This window comes from Pseudomonas sp. BN102 (assembly GCF_029871245.1).
Classification (GTDB): domain Bacteria; phylum Pseudomonadota; class Gammaproteobacteria; order Pseudomonadales; family Pseudomonadaceae; genus Metapseudomonas.
In genome coordinates, this window is the sequence record NZ_SSON01000073.1 from 191,070 (window position 1) to 214,974 (window position 23,905).

Below are 23,905 nucleotides of genomic sequence, written 5' to 3' on the forward strand. Positions count from 1 at the left end.
CCCACCCAATGAGTCGCTAAACTGCGCACAAAGCACATGGGGAGGACGGGCGTGTACAAGGATCTGGGTATCAAGGGCCGCGTGCTCATGCTGACGCTGCTGCCCACCAGCCTGCTGGCCCTGGTGCTGGGCGGCTATTTCACCTGGGTGCAGCAAGCCGACATGCAGGCACAGCTGCTGCAACGCGGCCAGATGATCGCCGAGCACCTTGCTCCCCTCGCCGCTCCAGCCCTGATCCGCGGTGATGCCGTACTACTGGAGCGCATCGCCGACCATGCCCTCGATCAGGCGGATGTGCGCGCGGTGAGCTTCATCGGCGCCGACCACAAGCGCCTCGCCCACGCAGGCCCGCGCATGCTCAACGAAACCCCCGATGGCGAGGGCGAAATCCTCTCCCTGAAGAGCAACACCGAGGCCACCCGCTTCCTGCAGCCGGTGTTCGAGCGCCACCGCGTGCTCTCCGGCGACAAGTCAGCGCAACACAACGACAACCTGCTGGGCTGGGTGGAACTGGAGATGTCCCACCAGGGCACCCTGCTGCGCGGCTACCGCAGCCTGCTCGCCAGCCTGCTGCTGATCGCCACCGGCCTCGGCGTCACCGCCCTGCTCGCCCTGCGCATGAGCCGCGCCATCAACGAGCCTCTGCGACGCATCAAGCAGGGCGTGGCACTGCTCAAGGAAGGCCGTCTGGAAACCCGCCTGCCGCCCCTGGGCAGCCATGAGCTGGACGAACTGGCCTCGGGCATCAACCGCATGGCCGAGGCCCTGCAGACCGCCCAGGAAGAGCTGCAGCACAACATCGACCAGGCCACCGAGGATGTGCGCCAGAACCTCGAGACCATCGAGATCCAGAACATCGAGCTGGACCTGGCGCGCAAGGAGGCCCTGGAGGCCAGCCGCATCAAGTCCGAATTCCTCGCCAACATGAGCCACGAGATCCGCACCCCGCTCAATGGCATCCTCGGCTTCACCAACCTGTTGAAGAAAAGCGACCTCACCTCGCGACAGCAGGACTACCTGGCCACCATCGAGAAATCCGCCGACAGCCTGCTCGGCATCATCAACGAGGTGCTCGACTTCTCGAAGATCGAAGCCGGCAAGCTCGTGCTGGAAAGCATCCCTTTCAACCTCCGCGACCTGATCCAGGACACCCTCACCATCCTCGCCCCGGCAGCCCACGAGAAGCGCCTGGAGCTGGTCAGCCTGGTCTACCGCGACACCCCGCTGCAGCTGCTTGGCGACCCGCTGCGGCTGAAGCAGGTGCTGACCAACCTGGTGAGCAACGCCATCAAGTTCACCCGCGAAGGCACCATCGCCGTGCGTGCCATGCTCGAAGACGACAGCGACGACGAACTGGTGCAGCTACGCATCAGCGTGCAGGACACCGGCATCGGCCTGTCCGATGCCGACCTGCGCGCCCTATTCCAGGCCTTCACCCAGGCCGACAACTCGCTCTCGCGCCAGGCTGGCGGCACGGGTCTCGGACTGGTGATTTCCAAGCGCCTGATCGAGCAGATGGGCGGCGAGATCGGCGTCAGCAGCACGCCGGGAGTGGGTTCGGAATTCTGGATCAGCCTCAGCCTGCCCAAGGCCCTGGACGAGATCGAGGACGCCCTTCTGCCAAGCCTCGGCGGGCGCCGCGTGGCGGTGCTCGAACCCCAGGAGCTGACTCGCCAGGCGCTCAACCACCAACTGGAGGATTGCGGCCTGGAAGTGCTGGAGTTCCCCAGCATCGACAAGCTGGTGGACGAAGTGGCCGCCCGCCGCCTCAGCCACCGACCTATCGGCCTGGCAGTGATAGGCGCCGACGTCCAGGCGCTTTCGCCGGAACAGCTCGGCCAGCGCGTCTGGGACCTGGAGCAACTGGGCTGCAAGAGCCTGGTGCTCTGCCCCACCACCGAGCAGGCGCTCTACCACCGCGCCCTGCCGGAGAGTCATAGCCAGCTGCAGGCCAAGCCGGCGTGCACGCGCAAGCTGCAACAGGCACTCGTCGGCCTGCTCAGCCCGCGCCAGCCACGCGTGGAAACGCGGCCGCGGAACAACAGCCGCGCACCCAAGCTGCTCTGCGTCGACGACAACCCGGCCAACCTGTTGCTGGTGCAGACCCTGTTGAGCGACATGGGCGCCGAGGTGCGCGCCGTCGACAGCGGCTTTGCCGCCGTTGAAGCGGTGCAGCGCGAACGTTTCGACCTGGTGCTGATGGATGTGCAGATGCCCGGCATGGACGGCACCCAGGCCACCGAGGCGATCCGCCGCTGGGAAAGCGAACAGCGCATCGACCCGGTACCCATAGTCGCCCTTACCGCCCATGCCCTGGCCAACGAGAAACGCGCGCTGCTCCAGGGCGGCATGGATGACTACCTGACCAAACCCATTGGCGAGCGCCAACTGACTCAGGTGGTACTGAAGTGGAGCGGTCTCAGCCTCGGCGGCCAGCCCGCCCAGCGCCAGGGTCATGGCCGCGAGGACCGCGAGGAGAACGGCCTGGACGTGCTGGACCCGGAGGAAGGCCTGCGCCTGGCCGCCGGCAAGGCCGACCTGGCCGCCGACATGCTGTCCATGCTGCTGGCCTCCCTTGACGCCGACCGAGAAGCCATCCAGCAGGCCGCGCAGAACGGGGACCGCAACACCTTGCTGGAACGGGTCCACCGCCTCCACGGCGCCACCCGCTACTGCGGCGTGCCCCAGCTGCGCGCGGCATGCCAGCGCAGCGAAACCCTGCTCAAGCAGAACGATCCGGCCGCCGAGCGGGCCCTGGAGGAACTGGATGCCGCGATCACCCGCCTGGCGGAGGCGGCCAGGTTAGAGGCCTGATCCAGGGCAACTCGCAGTGGCCGTATGCCAGCTATGCTGCTGATCAACAAAGGAGTCCACATGCGCGCCATTCTGTTCAGCAGCCAGGCCTATGACCGTGAAAGCTTCCTCGGTGCCAGCCCGGCCTTCGAGCTGCACTTCCAGCAAACGCGGCTGACCCTCGACACCACAGCCCTGGCCAATGGCTTCGACGTGGTCTGCGCCTTCATCAATGACGACCTTTCCGCCGCCGTGCTAGAACGCCTGGCCAGCGGCGGCACCCGGATGATCGCCCTGCGCTCGGCCGGCTACAACCATGTCGACCTGGCCGCCGCCAAGCGCCTGGGTCTGACCGTGGCGCGGGTTCCGGCCTACTCGCCCCACGCCGTGGCCGAACACGCGGTGGCGCTGATCCTCGCCCTCAACCGCCGCCTGCACCGCGCCTACAACCGTACCCGCGAAGGCGACTTCACGCTCCACGGGCTGACCGGTTTCGACCTGGTGGGAAAGACAGTGGGCGTGGTCGGCACTGGTCAGATCGGTGCCACCTTCGCCCGCATCCTGGCGGGCTTCGGCTGCGGCCTGCTGGCCTTCGACCCGCAGCGCAATCCCAGCGTGGAAGCGCTGGGGGCAGTCTATGTCGACCTGGCGGAATTGCTCGCCGGCAGCGACATCGTCAGCCTGCACTGCCCGCTGACCGACGACACCCGGCACATGATCAATGCCCAGAGCCTGGAGCGGATGAAGCCCGGGGCCATGCTGATCAACACTGGTCGCGGCGCCCTGGTGGATACCCCGGCCCTGATCGATGCGCTCAAGTCCGGCCAGCTCGGCTACCTGGGCCTGGACGTCTACGAAGAGGAAGCCAACCTGTTCTTCGAGGACCGCTCCGACCTGCCCCTCCAGGACGATGTGCTGGCGCGCCTGCTGACCTTCCCCAACGTGATAGTCACCGCCCACCAGGCCTTCCTCACCCGCGAAGCGCTGGCCGCCATCGCCCGCACTACTCTGGACAACATCGCCGCCTGGGCCGCAGGGCGGCCGTGCAATCTGGTAGACGCATAGGCCGTGGTAGCATTCGCACCATTTCCGGAGGACCCATGGCCGAACACGATTTCCGCTACACCCTGCTCAATCCCGCTCACACCCTGAACGAATGCCGCGCCCTCTCCCCGGGCCTCTACCAGGTGACCGGCACCGGCGGCTCGATCCAGGCCGGCGACACCCTGCTGGTCACCCTCAAGGGCAGCCGCGACCTCAGCATGCATCTCACCGTGGACAAGGTTCGCCACCTGATCAACCCGCCCGGCCAATGGCTGGCGGTGGCCAAGGGCCCGGTGTTCAAGGAGCTTTCCATTCACAACTGGAAGGTCGATTGCGATGCTTGCGGCGCCCACCTGGACTTCGAATTCGCCGTCGACGGCGGCCTAGGCAAACAGGCCCAGGCACCTGCGGCGGAAGCACGCATCGCCGAGTTGGGCTGGCACAGCCGCGCCGGCAAGCACTACTGCCCGAACTGTCGTCAGGAGGACGCAGAATGACCAGGAACGCTCTGCTGCTGGCCGCACTGGCCGCCGCCCTTGTTGGCTGCGCGACCGACAAGCCGCATCTGGAGACCGGCAAGACCTATCAGGTGGAGTGGATAGGCGAACGTCCGCTGATCGACCGCAGCCACCTGACCATCACCCTGGGCGACGACAACCGCGCCTACGGCAACGGCGGCTGCAACCACTGGTTCGCGTCCTACAGCCTGGAAGGCGACACGCTCAGCTTCGGCGCCGCCGGCAGCACCCGCAAGATGTGCGCACCCGCGCTGATGGAGCAGGAACAACGCTTCCTCGACGCGCTGGGCAAGGTGCAGCGCTGGGACATCTCCCCCATCGACCAGCTGCGCCTGTGGCCGGTCGAAGGCAAGCCGATCCGGCTGTGGCCGGTGGAAGGCTGAAGCGGCCTCCGTGTTCTTGTGGGGGCGAATTCATTCGCTAAGTAGGCCGCAGGCCTGCCCTTCCCGCTCCCAAGGGGCTGCTTCGCAGCCCTCAGCGAATGAATTCGCCCCCACAGAAAAGCCATCCCGTGCCTAGAAGAGCGTCAGTTGCTCGTGCGCGCCACGCAGGTCCTGCAGCCTCACCCCTACCCCGATCAGGCGCACCGGTTTGTCGCCACGGGCGAATGCCGCACTGAGCAGCTGTCGATAACTGCCCAGGTCACGGCGGGCGCCGGCCTGTTCCAGGGTGGTCTGGGTGAAGTCGTGGAACTTCAGCTTCACAAAGGGTTTGTCCGGCCGATAGCTGCTGTCCAGCCGTGCCATGCGCCCGCGCAGTTCGTCCAGTAGGGCCGGCAGTTGCGCCAGGCAGGCATCGAGATTGGGCAGGTCGTGGTCGTAGGTGTTCTCGACACTGATGGACTGGCGCCGGCTATCCACCTGCACCACACGATCATCCTGGCCGCGGGCGAGGTTGTAGAGGCGCTCGCCGAAACTGCCGAACTCCCTGGCCAGTGCCAGCTTGTTCCAGTCCCGCAGGTCGGCGCAGCTGCGGACACCGAGGCGGGCGAGTTTCTCCGCCGTCACCTTGCCCACTCCGTGCAGCTTGCTCACCGGCAACGCGGCGACGAACTCGTCCACCTGGTCGGGCGTGACCACGAACAGACCGTCGGGCTTGCGCCAGTCGCTGGCGATCTTGGCGATGAACTTGTTCGGCGCCACCCCGGCGGACACCGTGATGTGCAGCTCCATCGCCACCCGCCGACGGATGTCCTGGGCGATGCGCGTGGCGCTGCCATCGAAGTGAGGGCTGGCGGACACATCCAGATAGGCCTCGTCCAAGGACAGCGGCTCGATGATCTCGGTGTAGTCGCGGAAAATCTGGTGGATCTGCCGCGAGACGCTTTTATAGACGTCCATCCGCGGCCGGACGATGGTCAGGTCCGGGCAGAGCTTGACCGCCGTGCGCATCGGCATCGCCGAGTGCACCCCATAGGCCCGCGCGTCGTAGTTGCAAGTAGCGACCACCCCACGCTTGTCCGGCGAGCCCCCCACCGCCAGCGGCTTGCCCGCCAGGCTGGGGTCGTCGCGCATCTCGATGGCGGCATAGAAGCAATCGCAGTCAATGTGGATGATTTTTCGTTGCGGCATGGCAGCTGTGGCAGGCGAGGAAGGATGTGCAGCGCCGGACGAGGCCGCGGACCAGTCCATGATACCGCAGCCGCAGGCGGCCTCCAGCCCGGGGTATTCGGCTCGAACACCCCGCCGTATAGCGCTGCTGTGAGGCTCTGCGTTGCTAAATATTTGAGAGAAAAAGATTTTTTCTTAAATATCGTTTGACAGGAATTCGTAGAAATGTAGAATAGCCGTCGCGGGATGGAGCAGTCTGGTAGCTCGTCGGGCTCATAACCCGAAGGTCGTTGGTTCAAATCCAGCTCCCGCAACCAACATCAGGAAAAGGCCACTCTTCGGAGTGGCCTTTTTCGTTTGGCCAGAAAATAAGTATTTGATTTAAATAGCAGAAACCAATTGACAGCCCTCCGTAGAAATGTAGAATTGCCGACGCGGGATGGAGCAGTCTGGTAGCTCGTCGGGCTCATAACCCGAAGGTCGTTGGTTCAAATCCAGCTCCCGCAACCAATTCACGAAAAGGCCACTCGATCGAGTGGCCTTTTTCGTTTCCGCCCTGTCTTTTCCCTCCCGCCCATCCGGGCTACCCGACCGCTGCCCGTTCGGAAATACCTCGACCTCTATACTTGAAGCGCACCCATCCACCAGGTGGAGGTTGGCCATGCCCATGCAATGTGCCTCCAGCGAGGAACTCGAATACCTGAACCGCGCCCTGCGAACACTCAGCGGCTGCAATCGCGCCCTGCTGCGTGCTGAAGACGAAGGCTTCCTGTTCCAGGAAATCTGCCGCGTGGTGGTGGAGGAAGGCGGCTATCGCATGGCCTGGGTCGGCCGCGCCGAGCAGGACGAGGGGCAGACCGTAACGCCCGTGGCCCATGTCGGCCTCGACGAGGCCTACGTGGAGTCGTTGAAGATAACCTGGGCTGACCGCGAGCGGGGACGCGGCACCACCGGCACGACCATCCGCACCGGCACCCCTACCATCACGCGCAATGTCCTCACCGACCCCAGACTCAGCCCATGGCGAGAAAGCGCCATCACCCACGGTATCGCCTCGGTACTGTCCCTGCCCTTGCGGGTGGAGGGGCAGGTGTTCGGCGCGCTCGCCATCTGCGCCAAGGAGCCGGATGCCTTCGGCGAGCGCGAGCTGGAGCTGCTCAGCGAAGCCGCCGACGATCTCGCCTTCGGCCTCCAGGCCCTGCGCGGCAAGGCCAGGCGTCGGCAGGCGGAACAGCAGGTGGAAGCCCTGAACCGCGCCCTTTCCACCCGAGTGGCAGTCAACCACGCGGTAATCCATGCCACGCGAGAAGCGCCGCTGCTGGCAGAAATCTGTCGGGTGCTGGCAGACGAATGCGGCTACCGCCAGGCCTGGGTCGACTATTGCCTGGATGACCCGGGGCAGACGTACAAGGTGATGGCCTGCCACGCGGCCGACGGGGTCTGCAAGGGCTGGGACGCCGACGACGAACTCCATGACGACCTGGCGCGGGCTATGACCGAAGGCCGCCCGCTGGTGCTGCGGGACCTGCTCAACGGTTCGGCCGCAGGCCTGCGCGAAACGGCCCGCGAACAGGGTTTCGCAGCAGCCCTGGTGCTGCCGCTACAAGTCGAGGAAGCCCCTATCGGCATGCTGGTGATCATGGCCGCCAAGGCCGACGCCTTCGACGAGAAGGAAGTGGAGCTGCTGCTGGCCATGGCCAATGACCTGGGCTTCGGCATCTCCACCCTGCGCACCCGCGCCCGGGCGATCGAGGCGGAAGCGACCATCCGCCAGATGGCCTACACCGATACTCTGACCGGGCTGCCCAACAGATTGCGCCTGCGCGAACTGCTGGAAACCGCCATTTCCACCGCCCGCCAGGATCGACGTGCCTTCGGCCTGCTGCATCTGGAAATCGCCCGCAACCAGGAAATCAATGAAACCCTCGGCTACCGCGAGGGCGACCGCCTGCAGGTTGAGATCGCCGCGCGCCTGAACCAGGTGGTGGGCGCGGAGCGCACCGTAGCGCGGATGGGCGAGTGCGAGTTCGCCGTGCTCATGCCCAACGGTGGCTCCGAACAGGCTACGCAACTGGCCAAGCAGATCCTCACGGCGCTATACGACCCGGTGGAACTGTCCGGCCTCTACCTGGAAGCGCGGGCGAGCATCGGCATCGCCCTCTACCCCGGCCACGGAACTGCGCCGGAGGCCCTGATCCGTCGCGCCGGCAGCGCCATGGAGCAGGCCAAGCGCTCCAACGCCGGCTTCGCGGTATTCCAGGGCGGCCTCGACCAGGAATGCGCCCAGCACCTGACGCTGATGGGCGACTTGCGCCGCGCCATCGACCGCAACGAGCTGCTGCTCTATTACCAGCCCAAGGTGGAGATCGCCAGCAACAAGGTTTGCGGCACCGAGGCCCTGGTGCGGTGGCGCCATCCGCAGCACGGCATGCTGCCGCCGGACGAGTTCGTCAAGCTGGCGGAGAACACAGGGCTGATCACCCCGCTCACCCTCTGGGTGCTGGATACCGCCCTGGGCCAGCGCTACGCCTGGCACGAAGAGGGCGATGAGCGCCCCATCTCGGTCAACCTTTCGGCCCATGACCTGCGAGACCCGAGGCTCCTGGAGCGCATCCAGGGCTCCTTCGCCACCTGGGGCGCCAAGCCCCACTGGATCGAATTCGAGCTGACCGAAAGCGCGCTCATGGAAGATCCGGTGGCCTCGATGCAGACCCTCACCGCGCTGAAGAAACTCGACGCCCACCTGACCATCGACGACTTCGGGACGGGCTACTCGTCCCTGGCCTACCTGCAGAAACTGCCGGTGGACTCGCTGAAGATCGACCAGTCCTTCGTCACCCGCATGACCAGCAACGACGGCTCGGCCCAGATAGTCCGCTCCATCATCGAACTGGCCCACAACCTGGACCTGACCGTGGTCGCCGAAGGCGTTGAGGACCAGCTGACCTTCAACCAGCTCGGCCAGTACGGCTGCGATATCGCCCAGGGCTACAAGATCAGCCAGCCGATCCCCGCCGAGCAGTTCCGCGACTGGGAGTCCCGCTCGACCTGGCATTGACCGGTCGCTTGAGCCACCCTTCGAACGCCGTGCGCAGGTCGGTGGTGGGCGGTGGCGCGAAGCGCATCCGCTCGAACATGGTGTTGAGATGGCCGATCAGCCGTTCGGTCGCGGCCTGCGTATCACCTGCCTCGAGAGCCGCCAGCAGGTTCAGCTGCTCGTCACAGGCACCCGCGGACAGGACTTCCTCCTTGTTCAGCGCGATGGTCAGCGAAGCGCGCGACAACAGGCCGCGGAGGAACTTGAGCAGCAGCGGGTTGCCGGCGTATTCCGCCAGCAGCAGATGGAATCGCGCGGAACCCTCCGTCAGGCCGGCGCGATCCCCCGCCGCGAGGCAGCGGCGCTGCTCCGCCACCAGCCCGCGCAATTCGGCGAACTGCTCGCGTCCGAGCCGCGGGCCCACCAAGCGGATCACCTCGGACTCGATGAGAATCCGTGCTTCCAGTACCTGCCTGGCCTGGCACTCGGTCGGCCGGGCGATGCTGGCGATCTGGTTCGGCTCCATGACCACCGCACCCTCCTCGGCCAGTCGGCTCAGCGCACGCTGGATGGTCGAGGCGCTGACCTGAAAGATCCGTCCCAGGGTTTCCTTGTTCAACCGAGTGGTGGGCGCCAGGCGCTTCTCGAGGATCGCCGTATAGATGCTGTCGTAGACGAATCGGCTGGACGCGGACTGTACCGACTTCACCGTCGCCATCTGAGTATGGGTTCCGATCATGGTCACACCTGCCTGGATGACTAGCCGCCGATATCCGGCGGCAGACGCAAGTTGATGTTCAAACGCACGCCTTCATTGAGGATGTGCTGGCGCATCGCGCGGCTGGCTTGCTCGCTGTCGTGGTTGCGGATGGCGCGCAGGATGGTTTCGTGTTCCTGCAGTACCTCCTCGGCGTACTCCGCGTTGCGTGTCATCAGCGCGTCGCTCTGCTCCAGCGCATCACCGATCTGCCGGGAAACACTGAGGAAGATCGGGTTGGAGCTGAGCGCGACCAGCTGCCGGTGGAAGGCGGTATAGGCCCCTGCGAGAAGCGAAGGGTTGCGATCCTCCACCGCCTCGCGCATGTCCAGCAGCAGCAGGCGCAGCTGGCTCAGGTCGGCGCTGGCCGCCGTCTGAGCCACCAGCCCGGCGGTGAAGGGCTCCAGCGCGTAGCGCAGCTGCAGCACATCCTCCAGGCTCGCCCCGGGCGCGCGGACTTCCGCCAGGGCCTTGCCCTGGCGCTCCAGCACCATCACCCCCTTGCCCGGAAGCGAGCGCACCACGCCGAGGGTTTCCAGCACGGTGATCGCCTCGCGCAGGCTCGGACGGCTGACCTCCAGCCGCTCGGCCAGCTCACGCTGGCCCGGCAGCATCTGGCCCGCCGCCCACTGGCCCTGCTCGATGGGTTCGAGCAGTTTCTTGACCACCGAATCGATCAGCTTGGACGAAGAGAACATCTATCCCTCCCTATTTGAAGATTTCCCGTTGCAGCACCCACGGCGCGGCCGCACCGCCCGTGGCCTGCGATGAGAGCAGAGCCGAGCGGCGCTGTCATCAACGGCCGGCCTCGCTTTCCGCTGCCGTGCGCAGCTGTGCACCGCCCGCGGCCACGGGCGCCTTACGGCCGTCCAGCAGGGACTGCGCACGGCCGACATCGATATCGTTCTCCCAGCGGGCGATGGCCACGGTGGCCACGCAGTTGCCGATCAGGTTGGTCAGCGCACGGCCGATGCCCATGAACCAATCGACCGACAGCACCAGCACCAGGCCGGCCGCCGGAATGGCAGGCACTGCGGTGAGGGTCGCGGCGAGAATCACCAGCGCCGAGCCCGGGATCCCGTGGGCGCCCTTCGAGGTAACCAGGGACACCAGCAGGATGGTAAGCAGGTCGCTCATCGCCAGCGGCGTGCCGGTGGCATGGGCGATGAACACTACCGCCAGGGTCAGGTAGATGGAAAAACCGTCGAGGTTGAACGAATAGCCGGTGGGAATCACCAGGCCGACGGTGGAACTGCGGATGCCCAGGTGCTCCAGCTTGCGCATGACCTGGGGCAGCACCGCATCGGACGACGCGGTGCCGGCGACGATCAGCAGCTCCTCGCGGAAATAACGCAGGAACGGCAGCAGGCGCACCCCGCACAGACGCAGTACGCTACCGAGCACCGCCAGCACGAAGAGCGCGCAGGTGAGGTAGAACACTACCACCAGCGCACCGAGGTGGCTGAGGGATTCGAGGCCGTACTTGCTGGTGGTGAAGGCCACCGCACCAAAAACGCCCAGGGGCGCGAGGCGCACGATCATAGCCATGATGCGAAAGATCACGTGGCTGAACTCGTTGACCAGCCGGGCGACACCGCTGGCCTGTTCGCCCACCAGGTTCAGGGCGCTGCCGAACAGCACTGAGAACAGCAGGACCTGGAGGATGTCGTTCTGGGCGAACGCACTGAACACCGAGGACGGAATCAACCCCAGCAGGAAGGCCACCGGCCCGTGCATCGCCTGGGTCCCGCCGCTGTAGATGGCCGCATCGCTGGCCGAAAGGTCGTTCAGGTCGATGCTGGCGCCATCGCCCAGGCCGATGCCGTAGGCGACCACCAGGCCGATGACCAGGGCGAAGGTGGTCAGCACCTCGAAATAGATCACCGACTTCAGGCCAATGCGCCCGACCTTCTTCAGGTCGCCGGCGCCGGACATGCCATTGACCACCACGCAGAAGACGATCAGGGCGATCAGCATCTTGATCAGCTTGATGAAACCATCGCCGAGAGGTTTCAGTTGAGTGGACAATTCAGGCAGGGCGATGCCGCACAAGACGCCGAGCACGAGGCCAATCATGACTTGCAGGAAGATCGAGCGAGTGCAGAGTTTCCAGAGCATTGCGGGAGGTCTCCAGTCGGTGCGACTGTCCGCCTCCGTCGATTCCGGGGGTCGGACGACCGCTTAATTGTTGTGGTATTACCGGTCAGACCAGTGCAGCCTATGCCCAGCTTGCGGAACTGGCAAGCCCCTCTTCGCGCAACCCGCGACGAATGGGCAGGCTAAGCTCGCCGGAGCAGCCAGGCAGCCTCCGCCCAGCGCGGACCTGGAGGTCCGCGAGAAAAAAATCGGCCTGGCCCTTGGAACTTGCTGCCAGCGCCCACACTCAGTGGCGCACATTGCCCAGAGGTGCTCAATGCGCGCCAACACCCCGCCAGTGGAAAATCCGGCCAACGGCCCGCTCAACGAAGAACCCGCCCCACTGCGCTGGCTCGACCGCCTCACGGCCTACCGCCAGTGGATAGTCATCGCCTTTACCCTGCTGGTTTTCGTCCTCGGCCTGCTGGCCTGCTGGCACCTGCTGCGCGAGCTCGATCCCGACGCCCTGCGCACTGCCGTCCACAACGTCCCCGGCAGCAGCCTGCTGCTCGCCCTGGGCGCGACCCTGCTCAGCTACATCGCCTACGTGGGCTACGAGTGGTCGGGCTGCCGCTTCGCCGGCGTGCACCTGCCGCTGCGGCGCATGGCCCTGGGCAGCTTCTGCGCCTCCGGCATCGGCAACGCAGTGGGTCTGTCAATGCTCACCGGCGGCTCGGTGCGTTTCCGTCTTTACGGGCGCGACAAGCTGGGCGCCGGCGATATCGCCCGCATCACCCTGTTCGCCAGCCTGGCCCTGGGTTCGGCCCTGCCGCTGCTGGCGGCCCTGGCGGCGCTGAGCGCGCCGGCCGCCGCGTCCCTTGCCCTCGGCCTGCCGGAAAGCCTGGTGACAACCCTCGCCGCAGCCGTGCTGCTGGCCGGCGCCTTGCTGATCGTCTGGATTTCGCGCCAGCGCGCGCCGGACGCGCCGGTGCCCGGCTGCATCGACTTCCCGCTGGGCAATCGCAGCGTGCGCCTGCCCGGCCTGCGCCTGGCGGCGTTGCAGCTGCTGATCACCTTGGTCGATGTCTGCGCCGCCGCCTGCGTGCTCTATGTGCTGCTGCCCGAAGCGCCGCCCCTGGGCGCCTTCCTGCTGGTCTACCTGCTGGCCCTCGCTGCCGGTGTTCTCAGCCATGTGCCTGGTGGTGTCGGTGTGTTCGAGGCCGTGCTGCTGGCCGCCTTCGCCGGTCAGCTGGGCGCCGCACCGCTCGCTGCGGCCCTGCTGCTCTACCGCCTGATCTATATCGGCCTACCCCTGGTGCTGGCCTGCCTGCTGCTGCTGGCCAACGAGGCCCAGCGCCTGTTCCCGGCCGGCCGCCAGGCCCTGCGCGCCGCCTCCGGCCTGGCAGCGCCGGTGCTCTCGCTGCTGGTGTTCCTCGCTGGCGTGGTGCTGCTGTTTTCCGGCGTCACCCCGGCGGTGGACACCCGTCTGGAGCACATGAGCTTCCTGATTCCGCACCGGTTGATCGACGCCTCGCACCTGGCGGCCAGCCTGGTAGGGGTGCTCTGCCTGCTGCTGGCCCACGGCCTGCGCCATCGCCTGTCGGCGGCCTGGGCGCTGACGGTGGTGTTGCTGCTGGCGGGCGCCGGGCTGTCCCTGCTCAAGGGGTTCGACTGGGAAGAGGCCAGCCTGCTGACCCTGACCGCCGTACTGCTGGCGATTTTCCGCAGGGCCTTCTATCGCCCCAGCCGCCTGCTGGAAGTGCCCTTCTCGCCGCTCAACCTGGCGGCCAGCGCCTGCGTGCTGCTGGCAGCAGTCTGGCTGATGTTCTTCGCCTTCCAGAACGTGCCCTACAGCCATGAACTCTGGTGGCAGTTCGAGGTGGATGGCGACGCCCCGCGCGCCCTGCGCGCGTCCCTGGCGAGCGGTCTGCTGCTGGCCGGCATAGCCCTGGCCTGGCTGCTGCGGCCGGTGCCGCCGACCATTCACGAGCCCACAGAAGAAGAACTGCAGCGCGCCGCCGAAGTGATCCGCGGCTCCGACCAGCCGGATGGCGGCCTGGTGCTGACCGGCGACAAGGCCCTGCTATTCCATCCCCGCGGCGACGCCTTCCTGATGTATGCACGCCGCGGCCGCAGCCTCGTGGCACTGTTCGACCCCATAGGCCCGACCGCCCGCCGCGCCGAGCTGATCTGGCAGTTCCGCGACCTCTGCGACTTCCACCGGGCGCGGCCGGTGTTCTACCAGGTGCGTGCGGAGAACCTGCCCTACTACATGGACATCGGCCTGACCGCCCTGAAGCTGGGCGAGGAGGCGCGGGTCGACCTCACCCGCTTCGACCTGGAGGGCAAGAGCAAGACCATGAAGGACCTGCGCTACACCCTCAGCCGGGGCCAGCGCGACGGCCTCAGCCTGCAGATCTACGAGGCTGGCACCGCTCCCCTGGAGCGTTTGCAGGCCATTTCCGAAGCCTGGATGCAGGGCAAGCAGGCGCGCGAAAAGGGCTTCTCACTCGGCCGTTTCGACCCGGACTACCTGCGCCATTTCCGCATTGCCACCATCCAGTTCGAGGGTAAGCCGGTGGCCTTCGCCAACCTGCTGGAAACCGCCGGCAACGCCCTGTCCAGCATCGACCTGATGCGGGTTCACCCCCACGCGCCTAAGCTGACCATGGAGTTCCTCATGCTCAGCCTGCTGCTGCATTACAAGGAGCGCGGCCATGCGCGCTTCAGCCTGGGCATGGTGCCGCTGGCGGGCCTGCAGCCGCGTCGCGGCGCACCGCTGACCCAGCGCCTGGGCGCGCTGGTTTTCCGCCGTGGCGAACAGTTCTATAACTTCCAGGGGCTGCGCCGTTTCAAGGAAAAGTTCCAGCCCGACTGGGAGCCGCGCTACATGGCGGTGCCCGCCGGCCTCGACCCGCTGGTGGCCCTGGCCGATACGGCGGCGCTGATTGCCGGCGGTTTCACCGGCCTGGTCAAACGTTGAGGTGTCCATGCTCAAGCGCAAATGGCGGCACCTGCTGCTGATCCTGATCCTCATCCTGGTGGGCGCGGTCCTGCTGTTCTGGAGCCGGCCCGCGCCCCAGGCGCAGCTGGATCACCTGAAACTGTCCGACGGGAGCCCCATGACCCTGGCCAGCCCCCGCGGCTCGGTGCAGCACCGCGTCCTGCTTATGGCCAGCGGAAACCAGCGCCTGGCCGACGCCGATCTGCTAGCCCTGGCCCGCAATGGCAACGCCCGGCTCCTGCAGGTGGAGCTGCCGGCCCAGGACTGCACAGCCCAACAGCAACGCCTGCAGCAGGTCAGCGAGACCCTGGGCGGCGCACCCACCCTGGTGGCAGGCGTAGGTCCGGCCGCAGCCTTCGCCTGGCGCTGGCTGGCCGGCCAGGGCGACGACAACGCCCAAGCCCTGTCCGTCGACTTCAACCTGGACACCCCGGACTGCCCCGCCGCGCTGCCACAGAAGGCCCCCCACGGCCACTGGCTGGCCGCGTGGAACGACAACCCGGACGACCTGAGCGCCGCCTTCGCCCGTAGCCAGGCCAACGCCGATACCCTGATCGGCGACTACGACGCCAGCCTGGAGCAGCTGCTGCGCCAGCGCCTGCTGGGCCTGCTGCAAGGCCAGAGCGAGCCCTTGCCCGTGGTGGAAGTGCCCGCCGCCAGGCCGGCAGATACCATCACCCTGTTCTATTCCGGCGACGGCGGCTGGCGCGACCTTGACCGCGCCGTGGCCGCCGAGATGGCCAAGCGCGACTACCCGGTGGTCGGCATCGACGCCCTGCGCTACTTCTGGCAGCACAAGAGCCCTGAACAAGGCGCTGCCGACCTCAGCCGGCTGATGCAGGACTATCGCGAGAAATGGGGCGCCAGGCGCTTCGTGCTGGCCGGCTACTCCTTCGGCGCCGACGTGCTGCCGGCGTTCTACAATCGCCTGCCCAGGACGGACCAGGAGCAGGTGGACGCCATCCTGCTCCTGGCCCTGGCCCGCAGCGGAAGCTTCGAGATCGAGGTGCAGGGCTGGCTCGGCAAGGCCGGCCAGGAAGCCGCCACCGGTCCTGAACTGGCCAGGCTGCCCGCGGCAAAGGTGCTCTGCGTGTTCGGCAAGGAAGAGGCGACGGAAAGCGGCTGCACCCAGGAAGGCGCCGTGGGCGAACATCTGGAACTGCCCGGCGGCCACCATTACGACGAGAACTACCCGGCATTGGCGGAGAAATTGCTGAAAGCGGTTGAAAAACGCCAGGGCGAACAGACGAAGTCTTGACCCGGATTCAGATTCCGTTAAGGGAGTGGGGTTATCCTGCCGGGCGAATCCGCCACAAGGTGCGGAACGAGGAACCGTAATGAGTCTGAAAAGTACCCCCTCCCGCTATGGAAGCCTGTCCATCGCCCTGCACTGGCTGATGCTGGTGCTGATCGCAGCCGTTTACGCCTGCATCGAACTCAAGGGCAACTTTCCCAAGGGCAGCGAAACCCGCGAACTGCTCAAGCAGTGGCACTTCATGCTCGGCATGGCCATCTTCGCCCTGGTCTGGCTGCGCCTGATCGGCCGCCTGCTGGCCCCCACTCCGCCGATAGCACCGGCTCCGGCCACCTGGCAGAACGCCCTGGCCAAGCTGATGCACCTGGCGCTCTACGCGCTGATGATCGGCGCTCCCCTGGCCGGCTGGCTGATCCTCAGCGCCGCCGGCAAGCCCGTTCCCTTCTTCGGCCTGGAACTGCCGCCGCTGATCGACAAGAACCCGGATCTTGCCGGGCAGATCAAGGAACTGCACGAGCTGGCGGGCACCGCCGGCTACTGGCTGATCGGCCTGCACGCTGTTGCAGGGCTGTTTCACCACTTCGTCAGCCGGGATAACACGCTGGTGAGGATGTTGCCCGGGCGCAGCTGAGTGTCTAGTTGATGTACTGAGCCCTCTCCCTTCAGCGAGAGGGTTGCGCCACTTGAACGTGCACCTGTGCCCCCGGATTCCGTAGGTTGGGCTGAGCCAAGCGAAGCCCAACGACTCCATGGGGCAATCCCGCACGTTGGGCTTCGTCGAACTCAGCCCAACCTACAAAGGCCGTCGCTCCCGTTCAAATCTCCACCTGCGTCCCCAGTTCGATTACCCGGTTGAGCGGCAGATTGAAGAACTTCAGGTTGCTGTTGGCGTTCTTCAGCAGGAAGGCGAATAGCGCCTCGCGCCAGCGCGCCATGCCGATACGCTTGGTAGGGATCACCGTCTCGCGGCTGAGGAAGTAGGTGGTGCTCATCGGACTGAAGTCCAGATCGCTGAGGTGGCAGAGTTTCAGCGCCGCCGGCACGTCCGGCTCCTCGATGAAGCCGAAATGCAGGATCACCCGGAAGAAGCCATCGCCATAGGATTCCACTTCGAAGCGCCGCTCCGCCGGCACCCTGGGGGTGTCTTCGCTGACCACCGTGAGCAATACCACCTGCTCGTGCAGCACCTGGTTGTGCAACATGTTGTGTAGCAGCGCATGGGGCACGGCGTCCGGCCGGGCGGTGAGGAACACCGCGGTGCCCTGCACCCGATGCGGCGGCTGCGCCCGGATGCTGCCGATGAACAACGGCAGCGGTAGCGCCGTTTCGTCCAGGCGTTCCACCACTATCTGCTTGCCGCGTTTCCAAGTGCTCATCAGGACAAACAGGGCGATGCCTGCCAGCACCGGGAAGGCGCCTCCCTGGAAGATCTTCGGCGCGGTGGCGGCGAAGAACAGGCTGTCGACGAAGAGAAAGCCCAGCAGCACTGGAATCGCCAGCCAACGCGGGGTCTTCCACAACAGCAGCATCACCACCGACACCATCAGGGTGGTGATCAGCATAGTGCCGGTTACCGCCACACCGTAGGCCGAGGCCAGGGCGCCGGAGGACTCAAAGCCAATGACCAGCAGCACCACACCGACCATCAGCGCCCAGTTCACCGCGCCAATGTAGATCTGCCCCTGCTCCTGGTGGGAGGTGTGCTGGACGAACATGCGCGGAATGTAGCCGAGCTGCATGGCCTGGTGGGTCAGGGAGAAGGCGCCGGAAATCACCGCCTGGGAAGCGATCACGGTGGCCAGGGTGGACAACAGCACCATGGGCAGCAGCGCCCAGGCCGGCGCCAGCAGGTAGAAGGGGTTACGGGCCGCTTCCGGATCTCCGAGGATGGCGGCACCCTGGCCGAAGTAGTTCAGCACCAGGCCTGGCAGGACCAGGAAGAACCAGGCGCGGGCGATGGGCTTGCGCCCAAAGTGGCCCATGTCGGCATAGAGTGCCTCGGCACCGGTCAACGCCAGCACCACCGCCCCGAGGATGATTACGCCGATGCCCGGGTGAGTGATGAAGAAGTGCACGCACCAATAGGGGTTGAGCGCCTTGAGTACCTCCGGCTGCTGGAGGATTCCATAGACCCCGAGGGCACCCAGCACACTGAACCAGAGCACCATGACGGGCCCGAAGAGAATGCCGATTCGCGCGGTGCCGTGCTTCTGGATCAGAAACAGCCCCACCAGCACGATCAGCGAGAGCGGCACCACCCAGTGGCTGATGCCCTCGAACGCCAGGTCCAGGCCCTCGATGGCCGAAAGCACCGAGATCGCCGGGGTGATCATGCTGTCGCCGTAGAACAATGCAGTGCCGAACAGCCCGAGCAGGACAATCGCCATCTTGAGCCGTGGGTAGGACCTGGCGGCGCGCTGCGCCAGGGCGGTCAGGGCCATGGCTCCGCCTTCGCCGTCGTTGTCGGCGCGCAGCACGAACAGCATGTACTTGATCGAGACCACCCAGACCAGCGACCAGAAGATCAGCGAAAGCACCCCCAGGACCCCGTCATGGTTGACCTGAACCCCGTACTGCTCGGAGAAGACTTCCTTGAGGGTGTACAGCGGGCTGGTGCCGATGTCGCCGTAGACCACCCCTGCCGCGGCCACCAGCAGACCGAGTCCGGATGCCGTATGTCCGCTGTGCTGTTCGGCGGGTTGCGTGATGCTCTCGCTCATCCAGACCTTCCTGTAGATGAAAATTGGCGCGCACCTTCGAAAAAGAGCCCCTGCCAGGCGAAGGCGTCTCGGACTAGCCTAGGCAGATTCCTACAGACTAGCCGCCCCAAGGCCTCAGATGAGGCTGGAAATGGCTGGCGTCTGCCGCTAGAATTGCGCACTTTTTGATCAGAGGCGCCCTTCCGAGCGCCCATCGAGGTTAGCCGCAATGTCCACCGCCACCCCCAAAGTCGGATTCGTCAGCCTGGGTTGCCCGAAGGCCACAGTCGACTCCGAACGCATCCTCACCCAGCTGCGCATGGAAGGTTACGAGATCGTGCCGACCTACCAGGATGCCGATGTGGTGGTGGTCAATACCTGCGGTTTCATCGACAGCGCCAAGGCCGAATCCCTGGACGCCATCGGTGAGGCCATCGCCGAAAACGGCAAGGTGATCGTCACCGGCTGCATGGGTGTGTCCGAAGACGCCATCCGCGACGTGCACCCCAGCGTGCTGGCCGTCACCGGCCCGCAGCAGTACGAGCAGGTGGTCAGTGCCGTGCACGAAGTGGTGCCGCCGTCCGCCACCCACGACCCCTTCGTTGACCTGGTCCCCCCGCAGGGCATCAAGCTGACCCCGCGCCACTACGCCTACCTGAAGATATCCGAAGGCTGCAACCACAGCTGCAGCTTCTGCATCATCCCCTCCATGCGCGGCAAGCTGGTCAGCCGCCCGGTGGGTGATGTGCTCTCCGAGGCCGAGCGCCTGGTCAAGGCCGGCGTGAAGGAGCTGCTTGTGATCTCCCAGGACACCAGCGCCTACGGCGTCGACCTCAAGTACAAGCTGGACTTCTGGAACGGCCAGCCGGTGAAGACCCGCATGCTGGAGCTGTGCGAAGCCCTGTCCGCCATGGGCGTATGGGTGCGCCTGCACTACGTCTATCCCTACCCGAACGTGGATGACGTGATCCCGCTGATGGCCGAAGGCAAGCTCCTGCCCTACCTCGACATCCCCTTCCAGCACGCCAGCCCGAAGGTGCTCAAGTCCATGAAGCGCCCGGCCTTCGAAGACAAGACCCTGGCTCGTATCAAGAATTGGCGCGAAATCTGCCCGGACCTGACCATTCGCTCCACCTTCATCGTCGGCTTCCCCGGCGAGACCGAGGAAGACTTCCAGTACCTGCTGGATTGGCTGACCGAAGCCCAGCTCGACCGCGTCGGCTGCTTCCAGTACTCCCCCGTGGACGGCGCCCCGGCCAACGACCTGGGCCTGGAGCCGGTGCCGGACGACGTCAAGCAGGACCGCTGGGAGCGCTTCATGGCGCACCAGCAGGCAATCTCCACCGCACGCCTGCAACTGAAGATCGGCCGTGAAATGGACGTGCTGATCGACGAAGTGGACGAAGAAGGCGCCGTGGCCCGCTCCTGGGCGGACGCGCCGGAGATCGACGGCAGCGTGTTCATCGAATCCACCAATGTGAAGCCGGGCGACAAGGTGCGCGTGCGCATCGTCGACGCCGATGAGTACGACATGTGGGCCGAGCTGGTCTGAGTCGATAGCTGAATGAAAGAGCCCCGCGATTGCGGGGCTCTTTCATTGGCCCCCAAAGCGTCCGGTCGTAGTATGGGTCGGGAGGCGTTCCGCGAGCGCAGCGATACCCATCACCGGAGCCCGGCCATGCTCAAGGTCTACTACGACGGCGCCTGCCCCCGCTGCATCGCCGACCGACGCTGGTACGAATCCCTCCCCCGCGCCGCCGAGGGCGTGGAATGGATCGACATCACCGGCCGCGACGCCGAGCTGCGCGCCCTTGGCATCGACCCCTACCTGGCCCTTACCGAACTCCACGTCCAGGACGAATCCGGTCATATCCACCGCGAACTGGACGCTTACATCCTCCTGTTGTCCCGCGTGCCCAGGCTGGCCCCGCTCGCCTGGCTGGTTGGCCTGCCCCTGCTCAAACCACTCCTGTCGCATGCCTATCGCCAATGGGTTCTTCGTCGTCTGCGCCGCAGCGGCAGGCTCTAGAGGCAGGGGCTAGACTCGCTCCATCCAAGGCCCAAGCGGAACCATGACAATGACCAACCAGAACCGCCAGGTAACCCTCTACCACTGCCCCTACACCCGCTCCACTGGCGCCCTGACCCTGCTGGAAGAACTCGGCGCCGACTACCAGCTCCATGTGATGAACATGAAGGCCGGCGAGCAACGCAAGCCGGCGTTCCTCGCCATCAACCCCATGGGCAAGGTGCCCACGCTGACCCACGGCGATGCGGTGGTCACCGAACAGGTTTCCGTCTATCTCTATCTTGCTGACCTCTATCCCGAAGCCAGGCTGGCGCCGCCGCTGGGCGATCCGCTGCGCGGCCCCTACCTGCGCTGGATGGTGTTCTACGGCTCCTGTTTCGAACCGGCGGTGGTGGACCGCGTGCAGAAGCGCGAACCCATTCCCGAGGCGCGTTCGCCCTACGGCGACTTCGACAGCGTGATGAGGACCCTGGTCAGCCAGTTGCAGCAAGGCCCCTGGCTACTCGGCGAGCAGTTCACCGCCGCCGACGTGCTCTGGGGCTGCGCGCTGAACTGGACTACCCAGTTCGGGCTGATCCCGGAGGCTCCGGTGATCAAGGAATACATCGCCCGCTTCATCAAGCGTCCAGCCTACAACCGCGCCCTGGCCAAGGACGCGGAGCTGGCCGCCGCCCAGGCCTGACAATGCCGCTGTATTCCCCGCCTCGATAATGCCCCCGCCCCGGCTGCGCCGGGGCTAGGGTATGGGCCTCCCCAGGCTCACTTGCGAGGTTCGCAATGCACCCCTACTTCAGTCTCCAGGACCGCACCGCCCTGGTCACCGGCGGCACCCGCGGCATCGGCCGGATGATCGCCCAGGGCTTCCTCGAAGCCGGCGCGCGGGTCTTCATCTGCGCCCGCGATGCCGAAGCCTGCCGCGAATCCGCCGTCGAACTGTCCGCCTTCGGCGAGTGCCACGCCCTCTCCGCCGACCTCTCCAGCGAAGAAGGCGCCATGGCCCTGGCCCGGGCGCTGGAGCAGCGCATCGAGCAGCTGGACATCCTGGTGAACAACGCGGGCACGACCTGGGGCGCGCCCCTGGAGAGCTATCCGGTGAAGGGCTGGGAGAAGGTCATGCAGCTCAACGTGACCTCGGTCTTCAGTTGCATCCAGCAATTGCTGCCGCTGCTGCGCAAGGCGGGCAACGACGCCAGCCCGGCGCGGATCATCAATATCGGCTCGGTGGCCGGCATCAGCTCCCATGGCGAAGAAGCCTATGCCTATGGACCGAGCAAGGCGGCGCTGCACCAGTTGTCGCGGCTGCTGGCGCGGGAGCTGGTGGGCGAGCATATCAACGTCAACGTGATCGCCCCCGGCCGTTTCCCCAGCAAGATGACCCGTTTCATCGCCAATGACCCGGAGGCCATGGCCCGCGACACCGCGTTGATCCCGATGAAGCGCTGGGGCCGCGGCGAAGAGATGGCCGCCCTGGCCATCAGCCTGGCTAGCACGGCGGGCGCCTACATGACCGGCAACATCATCCCCATCGACGGCGGCTTCCACCTCTGAGCCGGGAAACGCCGGCCCCTGGTCGGCGGCCACCTGCTCCCCCCGGAGGCTTCTGCTAGCGTTGTCTATCAGGTGCAACGGCTATTCCACTGCAAGGGTGGAAAGGAGGTGAGGCCATGGGCATGGCTGAGTGGCGCCTTCAGGGCGTCGAATTCACGAGCTGCAATTGCAACTGGGGCTGCCCCTGCCAGTTCAGCTCCCGGCCTACCCACGGCCACTGCGAGGCCGTGGTGAGCATGCGCGTCGACAAGGGACACCTGGAGGACATTGTGCTGGATGGCCTCTGCTGGGTCGCCACCTTCGCCTGGCCCGGCGCCATCCATGAGGGCAACGGCCGCTGCCAGGTGTTCATCGAAGAACGCGCCAGCGAGGCGCAGCGCAACGCGTTGCTGACCATTCTCTCGGGCGGCGAGACCGATCCGGGCGCCACGGTGTTCCAGGTATTCAGCACCACCCTCAGCGAGGTGTTCGAACCGCGCTTCCTGCCCATCGAATTCAGCGTCGATGTGGACGGCCGCACTGCCCACACCCTTATACCCGGCGTGCTGGAAGTGACCGGCGAGCCCATCCGCAACCCGGTCACCGGTGAGCCCCAGCGGGCGCGGCTGGTGCTGCCCGACGGTTTCGAGTTCACCGAGGCCGAAATGGCCAGCGGCAGCTATCGGACCCAGGGCGATATCAAGATCGAATCCCAGGGCGGACACGGGCATTTCGCCCGGTTGCACTTCACCGGACGTGGCGTGGTGCGATGAGGCTGTCCGTCCCCGGCCAGGTCGAGGGAGCGTTCAGGTGGCTGGGGCGGCAGCAGTTGCTCCTGCCCTTCTGCCTGGTGGCGCTGACCGGCCTGTCCTGGCTCTTCCTCATCGACCTGGCGCGGCGCATGGATGCGCCCGGCGGTATGCTGGAGATGGCCATGGAGGGCATGCCGATGCCCTGGACCCTTCGCGATGCGCTGCTGAGTTTCGCGATGTGGAGCGTGATGATGGTCGGCATGATGCTGCCCAGCGCGCTGCCGATGATGCTGCTGTACCAGAAGACGCTGGGCAGGCGCCTGCCCGAAGGACAGCGCAGCCTGGCGACGGGGCTGTTCTGCAGCGCCTATGTGCTGGTCTGGAGCCTGTTCAGCCTGGCCGCGACCCTGCTGCAATGGCTGCTGGACCAGTTCGCCCTGCTCGACTTCGAGATGCGCAGCCAGAGCCTGTGGCTGGCCGCCAGCCTGCTGTTGGGTGCCGGGCTCTACCAGTTTTTCCCGGCCAAGCAGGCCTGCCTGCAACGCTGCCGTTCCCCCCTGCAGTTCCTGCTCGGCTACTGGCGGCCGGGACCGGCCGGAGCCTGGCGCATGGGCATGGCCCATGGCCTGTACTGCCTGGGCTGCTGCTGGGCCCTGATGGGGCTGCTATTCGTAGGGGGCTTGATGAACCTGCTGTGGGTCGCGCTGCTGGGCGCCTATGTGCTGCTGGAGAAGTACCTGCCCGGCGGCCAGTGGCTGAGCAAGGCCGGAGGCGTGGCCTTGATCCTCTGGGGATTGCTGGTGCTGCACGGCGCCTGACTTGCACGGCGCCGGGGGGAGCGCTAGGGTAGCCGCGCCACCCACT

At 66.0% G+C, this 23,905-nt stretch carries 19 protein-coding genes and 2 tRNA genes; 16 read left to right on the top strand and 5 right to left on the bottom strand.

Annotated features, from left to right (window positions below; all coding sequences use genetic code 11):
- The first annotated feature begins 51 nt into the window (after window positions 1-51).
- Genes E8F12_RS20265 through E8F12_RS20280 form a run of 4 tightly spaced genes read left to right on the top strand, consistent with a single transcriptional unit; the run spans window position 52 to window position 4,738 of the window.
- Window positions 52-2,814 carry a response regulator gene (locus E8F12_RS20265; RefSeq protein WP_280326977.1) on the top strand — a complete coding sequence of 921 codons (2,763 nt, stop codon included), beginning with the start codon at window positions 52-54 and terminating at the stop codon, window positions 2,812-2,814.
- A 60-nt stretch (window positions 2,815-2,874) separates the two neighbouring features.
- On the top strand, window positions 2,875-3,858 hold the full coding sequence (locus E8F12_RS20270; RefSeq protein ID WP_280326978.1) for a 2-hydroxyacid dehydrogenase: 984 nt from the start codon (window positions 2,875-2,877) through the stop codon (window positions 3,856-3,858).
- A 35-nt stretch (window positions 3,859-3,893) separates the two neighbouring features.
- On the top strand, window positions 3,894-4,334 hold the full coding sequence (locus tag E8F12_RS20275; protein ID WP_280326979.1) for a hypothetical protein: 441 nt from the start codon (window positions 3,894-3,896) through the stop codon (window positions 4,332-4,334).
- Entirely contained in the window at window positions 4,331-4,738 is a 408-nt protein-coding gene (locus E8F12_RS20280; protein WP_280326980.1) for an META domain-containing protein, read from the top strand. The genes E8F12_RS20275 and E8F12_RS20280 overlap by 4 nt, the downstream gene beginning before the upstream one ends.
- Window positions 4,739-4,870: 132 nt before the next feature.
- On the opposite strand, the gene dinB is transcribed toward E8F12_RS20280, so the two are convergent.
- Window positions 4,871-5,926 (bottom strand): DNA polymerase IV, encoded by a 1,056-nt coding sequence (gene dinB, locus E8F12_RS20285; RefSeq protein WP_280326981.1) that lies wholly within the window; start codon window positions 5,924-5,926, stop codon window positions 4,871-4,873.
- A 219-nt stretch (window positions 5,927-6,145) separates the two neighbouring features.
- Here dinB and E8F12_RS20290 point away from each other — a divergent pair.
- The 3 genes from E8F12_RS20290 to E8F12_RS20300 all read left to right on the top strand — a co-directional run bounded on the left by E8F12_RS20290 (window position 6,146) and on the right by E8F12_RS20300 (window position 8,963).
- A tRNA-Met gene (locus tag E8F12_RS20290) sits at window positions 6,146-6,222 on the top strand.
- Between the two features lie 116 nt (window positions 6,223-6,338).
- Window positions 6,339-6,415: transfer RNA gene (locus E8F12_RS20295), tRNA-Met, on the top strand.
- A 151-nt stretch (window positions 6,416-6,566) separates the two neighbouring features.
- Window positions 6,567-8,963 carry an EAL domain-containing protein gene (locus tag E8F12_RS20300; protein ID WP_280326982.1) on the top strand — a complete coding sequence of 799 codons (2,397 nt, stop codon included), beginning with the start codon at window positions 6,567-6,569 and terminating at the stop codon, window positions 8,961-8,963.
- Here the strand turns inward: E8F12_RS20300 and E8F12_RS20305 are convergent.
- The 3 genes from E8F12_RS20305 to E8F12_RS20315 all read right to left on the bottom strand — a co-directional run bounded on the left by E8F12_RS20305 (window position 8,902) and on the right by E8F12_RS20315 (window position 11,817).
- The gene (locus E8F12_RS20305) at window positions 8,902-9,681 is read right to left on the bottom strand and encodes a GntR family transcriptional regulator (protein ID WP_280326983.1); all 780 of its coding nucleotides are present in this window, start codon (window positions 9,679-9,681) and stop codon (window positions 8,902-8,904) included. The genes E8F12_RS20300 and E8F12_RS20305 overlap by 62 nt on opposite strands.
- Before the next feature lie 20 nt (window positions 9,682-9,701).
- Window positions 9,702-10,397 carry a FadR/GntR family transcriptional regulator gene (locus E8F12_RS20310; RefSeq protein ID WP_280291813.1) on the bottom strand — a complete coding sequence of 232 codons (696 nt, stop codon included), beginning with the start codon at window positions 10,395-10,397 and terminating at the stop codon, window positions 9,702-9,704.
- A gap of 97 nt (window positions 10,398-10,494) precedes the next feature.
- Window positions 10,495-11,817 (bottom strand): C4-dicarboxylate transporter DctA, encoded by a 1,323-nt coding sequence (locus E8F12_RS20315; RefSeq protein WP_280326984.1) that lies wholly within the window; start codon window positions 11,815-11,817, stop codon window positions 10,495-10,497.
- Window positions 11,818-12,112: 295 nt separating this feature from the next.
- Between E8F12_RS20315 and mprF the strand changes: the two genes are divergently transcribed.
- From mprF to E8F12_RS20330, 3 genes are all read left to right on the top strand, one after another.
- Window positions 12,113-14,758, top strand: a complete 2,646-nt coding sequence (gene mprF, locus E8F12_RS20320) for a bifunctional lysylphosphatidylglycerol flippase/synthetase MprF (RefSeq protein WP_280326985.1) — start codon at window positions 12,113-12,115, stop codon at window positions 14,756-14,758.
- 7 nt (window positions 14,759-14,765) lie between these two features.
- On the top strand, window positions 14,766-16,037 hold the full coding sequence (locus tag E8F12_RS20325) for an AcvB/VirJ family lysyl-phosphatidylglycerol hydrolase (RefSeq protein ID WP_280326986.1): 1,272 nt from the start codon (window positions 14,766-14,768) through the stop codon (window positions 16,035-16,037).
- A 79-nt stretch (window positions 16,038-16,116) separates the two neighbouring features.
- Entirely contained in the window at window positions 16,117-16,665 is a 549-nt protein-coding gene (locus E8F12_RS20330; RefSeq protein WP_280326987.1) for a cytochrome b, read from the top strand.
- A 184-nt stretch (window positions 16,666-16,849) separates the two neighbouring features.
- On the opposite strand, the gene E8F12_RS20335 is transcribed toward E8F12_RS20330, so the two are convergent.
- A complete protein-coding gene (locus tag E8F12_RS20335; RefSeq protein ID WP_280326988.1) occupies window positions 16,850-18,754 on the bottom strand; it encodes a potassium transporter Kup in 1,905 nt (634 codons plus the stop codon).
- A gap of 208 nt (window positions 18,755-18,962) precedes the next feature.
- On the opposite strand from E8F12_RS20335, the gene rimO reads away from it, so the two are divergent.
- The 6 genes from rimO to E8F12_RS20365 all read left to right on the top strand — a co-directional run bounded on the left by rimO (window position 18,963) and on the right by E8F12_RS20365 (window position 23,859).
- A complete protein-coding gene (rimO, locus tag E8F12_RS20340) occupies window positions 18,963-20,285 on the top strand; it encodes a 30S ribosomal protein S12 methylthiotransferase RimO (RefSeq protein WP_280326989.1) in 1,323 nt (440 codons plus the stop codon).
- A 126-nt stretch (window positions 20,286-20,411) separates the two neighbouring features.
- Window positions 20,412-20,762 (top strand): DUF393 domain-containing protein, encoded by a 351-nt coding sequence (locus E8F12_RS20345; RefSeq protein ID WP_280326990.1) that lies wholly within the window; start codon window positions 20,412-20,414, stop codon window positions 20,760-20,762.
- A gap of 49 nt (window positions 20,763-20,811) precedes the next feature.
- Window positions 20,812-21,444 (top strand): glutathione S-transferase, encoded by a 633-nt coding sequence (locus E8F12_RS20350; protein ID WP_280326991.1) that lies wholly within the window; start codon window positions 20,812-20,814, stop codon window positions 21,442-21,444.
- Window positions 21,445-21,539: 95 nt separating this feature from the next.
- A complete protein-coding gene (locus E8F12_RS20355; protein WP_280326992.1) occupies window positions 21,540-22,310 on the top strand; it encodes an SDR family oxidoreductase in 771 nt (256 codons plus the stop codon).
- Window positions 22,311-22,426: 116 nt separating this feature from the next.
- Window positions 22,427-23,062 (top strand): DUF1326 domain-containing protein, encoded by a 636-nt coding sequence (locus E8F12_RS20360; RefSeq protein ID WP_280326993.1) that lies wholly within the window; start codon window positions 22,427-22,429, stop codon window positions 23,060-23,062.
- The gene (locus E8F12_RS20365) at window positions 23,059-23,859 is read left to right on the top strand and encodes a DUF2182 domain-containing protein (RefSeq protein ID WP_280326994.1); all 801 of its coding nucleotides are present in this window, start codon (window positions 23,059-23,061) and stop codon (window positions 23,857-23,859) included. Before E8F12_RS20360 ends, E8F12_RS20365 begins: the two co-directional genes overlap by 4 nt.
- Window positions 23,860-23,905: the final 46 nt, after the last annotated feature.

Excerpts from the sequence above, each read along its gene's own strand:
- rimO (WP_280326989.1), top strand. The coding sequence starts at position 18,963 with ATGTCCACCGCCACCCCCAAAGTCGGATTCGTCAGCCTGGGTTGCCCG.
- E8F12_RS20355 (WP_280326992.1), top strand. The coding sequence starts at position 21,540 with ATGCACCCCTACTTCAGTCTCCAGGACCGCACCGCCCTGGTCACCGGC.
- E8F12_RS20360 (WP_280326993.1), top strand. The coding sequence starts at position 22,427 with ATGGGCATGGCTGAGTGGCGCCTTCAGGGCGTCGAATTCACGAGCTGC.
- E8F12_RS20300 (WP_280326982.1), top strand. The coding sequence starts at position 6,567 with ATGCCCATGCAATGTGCCTCCAGCGAGGAACTCGAATACCTGAACCGC.
- E8F12_RS20315 (WP_280326984.1), bottom strand. The coding sequence starts at position 11,817 with ATGCTCTGGAAACTCTGCACTCGCTCGATCTTCCTGCAAGTCATGATT.
- E8F12_RS20275 (WP_280326979.1), top strand. The coding sequence starts at position 3,894 with ATGGCCGAACACGATTTCCGCTACACCCTGCTCAATCCCGCTCACACC.
- E8F12_RS20325 (WP_280326986.1), top strand. The coding sequence starts at position 14,766 with ATGCTCAAGCGCAAATGGCGGCACCTGCTGCTGATCCTGATCCTCATC.
- E8F12_RS20335 (WP_280326988.1), bottom strand. The coding sequence starts at position 18,754 with ATGAGCGAGAGCATCACGCAACCCGCCGAACAGCACAGCGGACATACG.
- E8F12_RS20330 (WP_280326987.1), top strand. The coding sequence starts at position 16,117 with ATGAGTCTGAAAAGTACCCCCTCCCGCTATGGAAGCCTGTCCATCGCC.
- E8F12_RS20365 (WP_280326994.1), top strand. The coding sequence starts at position 23,059 with ATGAGGCTGTCCGTCCCCGGCCAGGTCGAGGGAGCGTTCAGGTGGCTG.
- E8F12_RS20310 (WP_280291813.1), bottom strand. The coding sequence starts at position 10,397 with ATGTTCTCTTCGTCCAAGCTGATCGATTCGGTGGTCAAGAAACTGCTC.
- E8F12_RS20305 (WP_280326983.1), bottom strand. The coding sequence starts at position 9,681 with ATGATCGGAACCCATACTCAGATGGCGACGGTGAAGTCGGTACAGTCC.
- E8F12_RS20345 (WP_280326990.1), top strand. The coding sequence starts at position 20,412 with ATGCTCAAGGTCTACTACGACGGCGCCTGCCCCCGCTGCATCGCCGAC.
- E8F12_RS20270 (WP_280326978.1), top strand. The coding sequence starts at position 2,875 with ATGCGCGCCATTCTGTTCAGCAGCCAGGCCTATGACCGTGAAAGCTTC.
- mprF (WP_280326985.1), top strand. The coding sequence starts at position 12,113 with ATGCGCGCCAACACCCCGCCAGTGGAAAATCCGGCCAACGGCCCGCTC.
- E8F12_RS20280 (WP_280326980.1), top strand. The coding sequence starts at position 4,331 with ATGACCAGGAACGCTCTGCTGCTGGCCGCACTGGCCGCCGCCCTTGTT.
- dinB (WP_280326981.1), bottom strand. The coding sequence starts at position 5,926 with ATGCCGCAACGAAAAATCATCCACATTGACTGCGATTGCTTCTATGCC.
- E8F12_RS20350 (WP_280326991.1), top strand. The coding sequence starts at position 20,812 with ATGACCAACCAGAACCGCCAGGTAACCCTCTACCACTGCCCCTACACC.